Origin of the sequence: Amycolatopsis sp. NPDC059235 (assembly GCF_042754125.1) — a bacterium.
GTDB lineage: Bacteria > Actinomycetota > Actinomycetes > Mycobacteriales > Pseudonocardiaceae > Amycolatopsis > Amycolatopsis albidoflava.
In genome coordinates this window covers 60,019-68,912 of sequence record NZ_JBHZAG010000056.1, presented here as the reverse complement: position 1 = coordinate 68,912, position 8,894 = coordinate 60,019, and the positions used below count along the sequence as shown (strand labels likewise).

The window sequence follows — 8,894 nt, the reverse complement described above, 5'->3', positions numbered from 1 at the left end:
TTTATCTTCTACCGTCCGTTCGGGGCGATTTGGCGGATATCAGACGCCCTCAAGGAGCCCTTCACGGACGTTCCACGAGCCGGTAGCTGGAGCCGTGGGAGACCAGGCGGCCGCCGGTGGGCGGGGTGAAGTGCGTGCCCAGCACGAGAGCGCCCGAATCGGCTAGCTCGGCCAGGAGGCGGCGGCGGGTCTTCTCGGATTCCGCCGGATCGATGTCCACCGAAGCGCCGATCTCCGGGTGCGCGAACTGCACCGGATGGTGCACCGCGTCCCCGGTGATCAGCGCGGTTTCGCCGGAGCTGGTCAGTTCGACCGAGACGTGCCCGGGGGTGTGGCCGGGCGTCGGCAGCAACCGCACGCCGGACACGATTTCGAAGCCCTCGGCGGGGATGTCGACCAGGTCCAGCAGTCCCGCGCGCTCCACCGGCAGCACGGAATCCTCGAACATCTGCCGCCGCGGACCGTCCATCTCGTAGCCCGCCCAGAACTCCCGTTCGGCGCGGGAGGTGACGTACCGGGCGGAGGCGAACGTCGGTATCCACTCGCCGTCCTGCTCACGGGTGTTCCATCCGACGTGGTCGGTGTGCAGGTGGGTGAGCAGCACCAGATCCACGTCGTCCGGCGCGAATCCGGCGGCGGTCAGCGCGTCCAGGTATCCGGTGTCGAGGTCGTGCCACGCCGGGTTGGCGCGGGTCTTCCCGTTGCCGATCCCGGTGTCCACGACGATCTTCATCCCGTCCTTCTCGAACGCGAAACTGTGGCTGTGCAGCCGGATCTCGTCGGTCGCTGCGGGAAGCAACCACGCGCCAGTAGCGGCGGGCAGCTCGATCTCGTCGATTCGGCGAACGGTGACGTCGCCGATGGTCCAGGTCACAGGTCCTCCTTAACGCAACATGTTTGCTTTAAGCGACGTTACTGGCTACTGTCGCTTAAAGCAAACACTTAGCTTTTAGGAGGACCTGTGCCCGAACTTGCCCCCGACGAGGCCGCCCGCCTGGCCGCCCGCGCCGGACTGCCCCTCGAGACGGCCCGGCACGCCAGCGTGGCCGCCGTCGCGAACCACATCCACTCCGTGGTGACCGTCCTGCGGGAGCTGGATTTCGGCGACACCGCACCGGCTTCCGCCTACCGCGCTGAGGAGGACGTCCGTGTCGCTGGCTGATCTCACCCTCACCGAAGCCTCCGCCGCGATCCGCGACCGGCGGGTGTCGCCAACGGAGCTGGTCGAGGATGTCCTGACCCGTATCGACGAGGTAGAACCCAGGCTGCACGCGTATGTCTCAGTGGACGCGGAGCGGGCCCGCGCCGAAGCGGCGGAACTTGGCCAGATCCGCGGTCCGCTGCACGGCATCCCGATGGGCCTGAAGGACCTGATCGACGTCGCCGGCACCGCGACCACCGCCAGCTCCCAGGTCCGCGCCGGACATCGCGCCGAGAAGGACAGCACCGTCGCCGCCCAGCTCAAGGCGGCCGGAGCGGTCCTCCTCGGCAAAACCCACACGCACGAATTCGCTTACGGTCTCACGACTCCGCAGACGCACAACGCCCGCGACCAGTCCCGCGTCGCCGGGGGATCCAGCGGCGGTTCAGCAGTAGCCGTCGCCGCCGGCGCCGCGACCTTCGCGCTGGGCACCGACACCGGCGGCTCGATCCGGGTCCCGGCCGCGCTGAACGGGGTCGTCGGCCTCAAACCGACCTACGGGCTCATCCCCAGGAACGGCGTGACGTCGCTGTCCTGGTCACTGGACCACGTCGGCCCGATCACCCGCACCGTCGAGGACGCCGCGCTCGTGCTGTCCGTCCTCATTGGACAACCGATCCCGGCAGGCGAGGAGCTGACCGGCCTACGCGTCGGAATCCCCGGCAACTACTACTTCGACCACATCGACCCGGCGGTGGAAGCCGCCGTGCGCGAGGCCATCGACCGCTTCGCCGGACTCGGCGCCGAGTTGGTCGACGTCGAAATCCCGCTGACCCGCTACCTCCAGGCAACGCACTGGGGCTTGATGGTTCCCGAAGCCACGGCGTACCACGAACGGAGCCTGCGCACCGTGCCCGACCAGTACGCCGCCGACGTCCGCGTCCTGCTCGAAGCCGGCGAGCTGATGAGCGCGGGGGACTACCTGCGTGCCCAACGCGCTCGCACTCTCATGCGCGAGGAATGGACGCGGCTGTTCGAGCAGATCGACGTCCTCGCCGCACCGACCGTCCCGATGACCGCCGTCCCAGCCGGGCAGGAGACGGTGACGTGGTCCGACGGCACCGTCGAAGCGGTCTCGGACGCGTATGTACGGCTGTCGGCCCCGGCGAACATCACCGGCGCGCCAGCGTTAACCCTCCCGATCGGCGACGACCCCGACGGGATGCCGATCGGCCTGCAACTGATCGCCCGACCGCACGGCGAGCCAGTGCTGCTGCGGACCGGCCACGCCTTGGAACGGACGCGGCTTAAAGTGGCACGGTGAGCCAGAAGCGGATGGTGCGTCCGGGCGGGCGCAGCGCGCGAGTCCAGGAATCGGTGCACGCCGCCGTCCGCGACCTGATCGCCGAAGCGGGCCGGGACGCGCTGACCGTGCCCCAGGTCGCCGCGCGCGCGGGCGTCACGCCGTCGACGGTCTACCGGCGGTGGGGCGACCTGCAGGAGCTCCTGTCGGACGTCGCGGTCGAGCGGCTGCGCCCGGAAGCACCGCCGGAAGATCACGGGTCGCTGGCCGAGGATTTGACGGCGTGGACCGAACTGTTCCTGGACGAGATGTCCTCGCCCGCGGGCCGCGCCTACATCCGCGACGCGCTGCTCGGCGACCCGGACGGGAGCAACGCCGGACAGTGCTCGGCCTACGCCGCTGACCAGGTCGAAGCAGTCCTGGCCAGGGCGGCGGCCCGAGGTGAAGCGGCCCCGTCGGCGGAGGCGGTGATGGACCGGGTGGTGGCGCCGATCATGTACCGGATCCTGTTCCGTCCGGACGGTCTCGACGCCGCCTATGCCCGTCGGTTGGCGGCTGAGGTGCTGGCTTAGAACCAGTGCACGCAGTGCGGCGCGCGGTCGGACCGGAACAGCGCGTCCGCGAGTCCGGCCGCCTCTCCGTGATGCGCCCGGACATGCCCGGCCCGGACCAGCACGCTCGGCAATGTCCCGCCGAGGTAGATCGACCCCAGATCGCTCACGTCCAGCGACAGATCCGGCGCGAGGTCCGTCCGCGCGCACTCCGCCTTCCCGTCCCGCACTGTCAGCAGATACCGGCCGTCCTGGTCCAGGAACGGGTCGGTCACGTCCAGGACCAGCGAACCGTCGGTGAACCAGCCGCGCGCGGTCAGGGCGCGGGGGACGTCCAGGATCCGCACCCACAGCCAGTCCGTCTCGGTCGGCTCGGCCGCGCGCAGGTCTGCGAGCTGCCAGCGCAGCGGGTTTCCCGGCGGGAGGTGCTTGAAGTCGATCTGCTTGACCAGGTCGTGCCCGAGGAGGAACTGCGTGAGCGCGGTGAACGCCGCGTCGTCGGCCGCGATGACCTCGTCGACCGTCAGGGTGCCGTCGGTGACCAGATAGCTCGCGTACCCGTTCGCCACACCGCCGGTGTCCCGGTGCACGGCGAGGTAGCGCGGCTCCGGTCCGGTCGGCGGGTGTCCCGCGCCCAGCGCCCACCAGCGATGCGGCCGGGAGAGCGCACCAGGCTGCGTGCGGCGGTAGCGGTCGTAGATCTCCTCCAGAAGCTCCCCGCAGTCGACCCGCCGCAGCACCTCGACCGACCCGGTCTCGATGCCGGCTCCGCGCGGCGCGGCGAAATCGGCGAGATGCCGCTGGATGGTCACCTGCTCGGTGTAGGTCGCCGGTCCGTAGCCGAACCGCCGGTAGATCACCGCTTCGCTGCAGAGCAGGACGGACAGGAATTCGCCACGGGCACGCACGTCGGCGAGCTGTTCCTGCATCATCGCGCGGAGCACGCCTTGCCGCCGGTGCGTCGGCAGCACGCCGACGGCGGTCACGCCGGCAGCGGGGACGAGGACGTCGCCAGGCAGCGTGAGGTCGAAGGAGTACGCGCCGGTGGTGCCGACCGGCTTCCCGTCCGGCGCGAAGGCGACCAGGCTCCGCTCCTTCTCATAAGCGCCAAGGACGCCGCTGCCCGCCGACTCCGGCCAGTAACGCCCGAACGCGGCTTGGACGGTGCTGAAGTACAGGTCGTAGTCGTTGTCGTGCCGAATTTCCATCGCAGAAGTCCCCCGGGAGCTGACGGTGTCTCAACCGTATCCCAGCCGCACTCCCGGGGGCAGGCAAGCGATTTACGCCTGAAGCGCTCCCGGCCGGACGCGCGCCTGGAACTTCTGCAGCAACGCCGCCGCGACGCTCACCGCGATCACCGCCGGTTCCTTGCCGGTCAGGTCCGGAAGGCCGATCGGCGTCGTGATCCGGGACAGCGCCGCCTCGTCGTGGCCGAGGTCGGTCAGCCGCTTCCGGAACCGCGACCACTTCCCGGCGGACCCGATCAGCCCGATCGACCCGCAGGTCCCGCTGCGCAAAGCCGCGTCGCACAGCGCGATGTCCTCGGCGTGGTCGTGCGTCATGATCAGCACGTGCGTGCCCGCGGGCAGCTCCGACAGCACCGTTTCCGGCAGCAGCGGGACCTGGTGGACGTGCACGCTCGCCACGGCGTCGTCGAGCACGGCCAGCCGTTCCGCGGTCAACTGCGCCGGCCGGCTGTCGATCAGATGCAGCGAGACCTCGTGCCGGGCGAGCACCCGCGCCAGCTCCAGGCCGACGTGCCCGACCCCGAAGACCGCCACCGCCGGACGCACCGGCAGCGGCTCGAACAGCAGCGTCATCGTCCCTCCGCAGCATTGCACGCCGTGCTGGTAAGGAGCCTTGTCGGACAACGAAAGCGTCTGCAGCTCCGGCGCGGTCGCGTTGTCCCGCAACAGTTCCCGGGCCCGCTCGATCGCGACTGCCTCGGCGTTGCCGCCGCCGATCGTGCCGTGGGTTTCCGAAGGGCCGACCACCATTTTCGCGCCGCCCTCGCGCGGGGTGTGCCCGCGCGAGGACGTCACCGTGACGAGCACGCCCGGCAACCCCGCGTCCCGCAGGCGCTGCACCGCGCTGATCCAGTTCATGCCTGGCCCACCAGATCCGGTACCTGCGCCTCGACCACCGGAGCGGCGGTGACGGCGCGGTCGATCGCCCAGAACACGGCCTCCGGCGTCGCCGGGGAAGCCAGGTCGACGCTGTGCCCGGGCTCGCCGAACGCGGCGACCGCCTGCCGCAGCGCTTCCCGCACCGCGAAGGCCAGCATCAACGGCGGTTCGCCGACCGCCTTCGATCCGTAGACCGCGCCTTCTTCCGCGGCGTCGGTCAGCAGCGTGACGTTGAAGACCTCCGGCATCTCCGACAAGCTCGGCAGCTTGTACGTGCTCGCCGCCTGGGTCGCGAGCCGTCCGCGCGACGGCCGGTCGGACTCGTCCCAGCGCAGGTCTTCCAACGTCAGCCAGCCCATGCCCTGCACGAATCCGCCCTCGATCTGGCCGATGTCGATCAGCGGGGACAGGCTGTCGCCGACGTCGTGCACGATGTCGACCCGCCGCGTCCGGTACGCGCCGGTGAAGTCGTCCACCTCGACCTCGGCCAGCGCCGCGCCGTAGGCGAAATACTTGAACGGGGTTCCGCTCATCGTGGCGGAATCCCAGCTCAGGCCCTCGGTCCGGTAGTACCCGGCGGCGGACAGGTGCACCCGGTCGAAGTAGGCCGCGTGCACGAGCTCGTCCCAGCCGAGTTCCTCGCCGGACGGGGTGCGCGCGGCGCCGCGGACGATCCGGACGTCGCTTTCCGGAACGCCGAGCTTGCCCGCCGCGACGGGGAGAAGCCGGTCGCGGATCTGCTCGCAGGCGTTCTTGACCGCGCCGCCGTTGAGGTCCGCGCCCGAACTCGCCGCGGTGGCCGAGGTGTTCGGCACCTTGTCCGTCCGGGTCGGGGCCAGCCGCACCTTCTCCGGCGGCACGCCCAGCGCGGTCGCGGCCACCTGCAGCATCTTCGTGTGCAGGCCCTGGCCCATTTCGGTGCCGCCGTGGTTGATCAGGACCGAACCGTCCTTGTACACGTGCACCAGCGCGCCGGCCTGGTTGAACGCGGTGAGGTTGAAGGAGATCCCGAACTTCACCGGCGTGATCGCGAGGCCGCGCTTGGAATGCGGATGCTTCGCGTTGTACGCCGCGATCTCGGCCTGCCGGCGTTCCGCGTCGCCCGAGTCGAGCAGTTGCTGCCAGATCCGGTGGATGCGTTCCGGGTGCCGCACCGGCATCCCGTACGGCGTGTCCTGGCCTTCGGAGTAGAAGTTGCGCCGCCGCAGCTCGGTCGGGTCGATGCCGAGCATCGGCGCGCAGCGGCCGAGAATGTCCTCGATCACCAGCATGCCTTGCGGCCCGCCGAAGCCGCGGAAGGCGGTCTGCGACGTCTTGTTCGTCTTCGCGATCCGCCCCATCGCACGGACGTGCGGAATCCAGTACGCGTTGTCGACGTGGCACAGCGCGCGGGCGAGCACCGGTTCGGACAGGTCGAGGCTCCAGCCGCCGTCCGCGGTCAGCACGACGTCCAGCGCCTGCAGCTTGCCGTCGGAGTCGAAGCCGACGCTCCACTCGGCGTGGAAACCGTGCCGTTTGCCGGTCATCGTCATGTCCTGGGTGCGGGTGAGCCGCAGCCGCACCGGACGCCCGGTGAGCGTCGCGCCGAGCGCGGCGACCGCGGCGTATCCGTGCGGCTGCCATTCCTTGCCGCCGAAGCCGCCGCCCATCCGCAGGCTCTGCACGGTGACCTCGTGGCTGTGCTTGCCCAGCACGTGCGCCACGATGTCCTGCGTTTCCGACGGATGCTGCGTGCTGCTCTGCACGAAAATCTGGTCGGACTCGTCCACGTGCGCCAGCGCGCACTGGGTTTCCAGGTAGAAGTGCTCCTGGCCGGCGAAGTCGAATTCGCCGCGGAAAACGTGCGCCGAACCGGCCATCGCCGGGTCGACGTCGCCGCGCGCCACCACTCGCGGCTCTCCTTGGAAACTGCCCGCGGCGATCGCCTCGCCGACGGTCACCAGCGACGGCAGGGCTTCGGTGTCCACTTCGACGGCCGCCGCGCCCAGCCGCGCCGCTTCCAGCGTTTCGCCGAGCACCCAGGCCACCGCGTGGCCGAAGAACATGACCTCGGACGGGAACAGCGGTTCGTCGTGGTGCACGCCGGAATCGTTGACCCCAGGGACATCCGCCGCAGTGAGGACGCGGACCACACCCGGCACGGCTTCGGCTGATTCGGTGCGGATCGCGAGCACCTTCGCGTGCGCCTCGTTTACCTGTACGGGGTATGCGTGCAGCACGTCTTTGGTGCGGGCGACGAGGTCGTCGGTGTACAGCGCGGTGCCCCGGACGTGCGCCGCGGCGGCTTCGTGCGGCCGGGCGATCCCGATGGACGGGCTTTCCGGGCGTTCGGACAAGGCGCTCATGCTCGTGCCCCCTCAAGAGAGTCGGCGTGCAGTTTCAGCAGGCTGCGGCCCAAAGTCGCGGCGCGGTAGGCAGCGCTCGCGCGGTGGTCGTCCATCGGTGTGCCCTCGCCGCGCAGGATTTCCGCGGCGGTGCGGACGGTTTCGTCGTTCCAAGGCTGTCCGACGAGCGCGGCTTCGGTGTCTTGAGCGCGGATCGGCGTCGCGGCGACCCCGCCGAGCCCGATCTGCGCGGTGCGCACGAGACCGTCTTCGATGTCGAGCGCGAACGCGACGGCGACGCTGGAAATGTCGTCGAACCGCCGCTTCGCGACCTTGTGGAACGCCGTGGTTCCGGCTAGCGGCAAGGGAATCCGCACCGAGCGGATCAGCTCGTCGTCACGCCGGACGCTCTGCCGGTAACCGGTGAAGTACTCGTCGAGCAGCACCTCGCGGTCTCCGTCTACAGAGGACAGCACGACACTCGCGCCGAGAGCGAGCAGAACCGGGGCGGAGTCGCCGATCGGCGAACCGGTGCCGAGGTTTCCGCCGAGGGTCGCGGCATTCCGGATCAGCCGGGACGCGAACTGCGGGATCAGCTGGCTCAGCAACGGCACCCGGCCGTCGAGGCGGCGGTCCATTTCGGTGAGGCTCAGCCCGGCCCCGATTTCGATCGTCTCCGCGCCGATGTCCAGCATTTGCAGCTCAGGCACGCGATCGATGGCGACGACACAGTCCGCCCGGACGCCGCGGATGTTCACCTCGACGCCCCAGTCCGTCGACCCGGCCACGAAAGTCGCGTTAGGACGGTCGTGGCGCAGCTGCAGCGCTTCGGTCCAGGTGGCCGGTCGGAGATAGTCCCGTCCGTCGCCGTGCAGTTGGGTCGCAACGGGTTCCGGTGCGCTGCAGGCCCGCCGCTGTGCCAGCGGATCCGACGCCGGGGGAGCGCCGAGCGCGTGCGCGGCGTCGCGGATCGGCCGGTATCCCGTGCAGCGGCAGAGGTTTCCGCTCAGCGCGTGGATGTCGAAACCGTTCGGCGCGTGGTCGTCGCCGGTCGCGTCGCGGTCGCCGCGGTAGTACTCGGCGGCCATGCTGCAGACGAACCCAGGAGTGCAGTAACCGCACTGGGATCCGCCGCGCACGGCCATTTCGTGCTGCACCGGGTGCAAGTCCTCTGTGGACCCGAGACCCTCGGCCGTCCACACCTCCTGCCCGTCGAGCGAACCGACCGGGGCGAGGCACGCGTTGATCGCGACCAGGTCCGTCGGGGATTCGACGCCGGGCCGCGCGACCAGGATCGCGCACGCGCCGCATTCGCCTTCGGCGCAGCCCTCCTTGCAGCTGGTCAGGCCCTGTCCGCGGAGCCAGTCCAGCGCCGTGGTGTGCACGGGAACGGCGCCGATCGCGGTGCGTTTCCCGTTGACGGTCACCTCGGGGTCGACCATCGGAGTT

Annotated in this window: 8 protein-coding genes; 3 read left to right on the top strand and 5 right to left on the bottom strand. The window is 70.1% G+C overall.

From position 1 onward, the window contains the following. Positions 1-61: 61 nt before the first annotated feature. Positions 62-874, bottom strand: coding sequence for an MBL fold metallo-hydrolase (locus ACFXI3_RS30430; RefSeq protein ID WP_378404124.1), 813 nt, complete (start codon positions 872-874; stop codon positions 62-64). 87 nt (positions 875-961) lie between these two features. Here ACFXI3_RS30430 and ACFXI3_RS30425 point away from each other — a divergent pair, with 87 nt between their 5' ends. From ACFXI3_RS30425 to ACFXI3_RS30415, 3 genes are read left to right on the top strand one after another with little or no spacing between them, the layout of a single operon-like run. After that, complete coding sequence (locus tag ACFXI3_RS30425) at positions 962-1,162, top strand: hypothetical protein (protein ID WP_378404123.1); 201 nt, start codon at positions 962-964, stop codon at positions 1,160-1,162. After that, the gene (locus ACFXI3_RS30420) at positions 1,149-2,465 is read left to right on the top strand and encodes an amidase (RefSeq protein WP_378404121.1); all 1,317 of its coding nucleotides are present in this window, start codon (positions 1,149-1,151) and stop codon (positions 2,463-2,465) included. Before ACFXI3_RS30425 ends, ACFXI3_RS30420 begins: the two co-directional genes overlap by 14 nt. Further along, on the top strand, positions 2,462-3,016 hold the full coding sequence (locus tag ACFXI3_RS30415; protein ID WP_344278449.1) for a TetR/AcrR family transcriptional regulator: 555 nt from the start codon (positions 2,462-2,464) through the stop codon (positions 3,014-3,016). Before ACFXI3_RS30420 ends, ACFXI3_RS30415 begins: the two co-directional genes overlap by 4 nt. On the opposite strand, the gene ACFXI3_RS30410 is transcribed toward ACFXI3_RS30415, so the two are convergent. The 4 genes from ACFXI3_RS30410 to ACFXI3_RS30395 all read right to left on the bottom strand — a co-directional run bounded on the left by ACFXI3_RS30410 (position 3,013) and on the right by ACFXI3_RS30395 (position 8,887). Next, entirely contained in the window at positions 3,013-4,203 is a 1,191-nt protein-coding gene (locus ACFXI3_RS30410) for a GNAT family N-acetyltransferase (protein ID WP_378404119.1), read from the bottom strand. The genes ACFXI3_RS30415 and ACFXI3_RS30410 overlap by 4 nt on opposite strands. A 72-nt stretch (positions 4,204-4,275) precedes the next feature. Then, the gene (xdhC, locus tag ACFXI3_RS30405; protein ID WP_344278443.1) at positions 4,276-5,100 is read right to left on the bottom strand and encodes a xanthine dehydrogenase accessory protein XdhC; all 825 of its coding nucleotides are present in this window, start codon (positions 5,098-5,100) and stop codon (positions 4,276-4,278) included. Then, positions 5,097-7,466 carry a xanthine dehydrogenase molybdopterin binding subunit gene (xdhB, locus tag ACFXI3_RS30400; protein WP_344278440.1) on the bottom strand — a complete coding sequence of 790 codons (2,370 nt, stop codon included), beginning with the start codon at positions 7,464-7,466 and terminating at the stop codon, positions 5,097-5,099. Before xdhB ends, xdhC begins: the two co-directional genes overlap by 4 nt. Continuing rightward, complete coding sequence (locus ACFXI3_RS30395) at positions 7,463-8,887, bottom strand: xanthine dehydrogenase small subunit (RefSeq protein WP_378404117.1); 1,425 nt, start codon at positions 8,885-8,887, stop codon at positions 7,463-7,465. Before ACFXI3_RS30395 ends, xdhB begins: the two co-directional genes overlap by 4 nt. Between the last annotated feature and the right edge of the window lie 7 nt (positions 8,888-8,894).

Excerpts from the sequence above, each read along its gene's own strand:
- ACFXI3_RS30395 (WP_378404117.1), bottom strand. The coding sequence starts at position 8,887 with ATGGTCGACCCCGAGGTGACCGTCAACGGGAAACGCACCGCGATCGGC.
- ACFXI3_RS30410 (WP_378404119.1), bottom strand. The coding sequence starts at position 4,203 with ATGGAAATTCGGCACGACAACGACTACGACCTGTACTTCAGCACCGTC.
- xdhB (WP_344278440.1), bottom strand. The coding sequence starts at position 7,466 with ATGAGCGCCTTGTCCGAACGCCCGGAAAGCCCGTCCATCGGGATCGCC.
- xdhC (WP_344278443.1), bottom strand. The coding sequence starts at position 5,100 with ATGAACTGGATCAGCGCGGTGCAGCGCCTGCGGGACGCGGGGTTGCCG.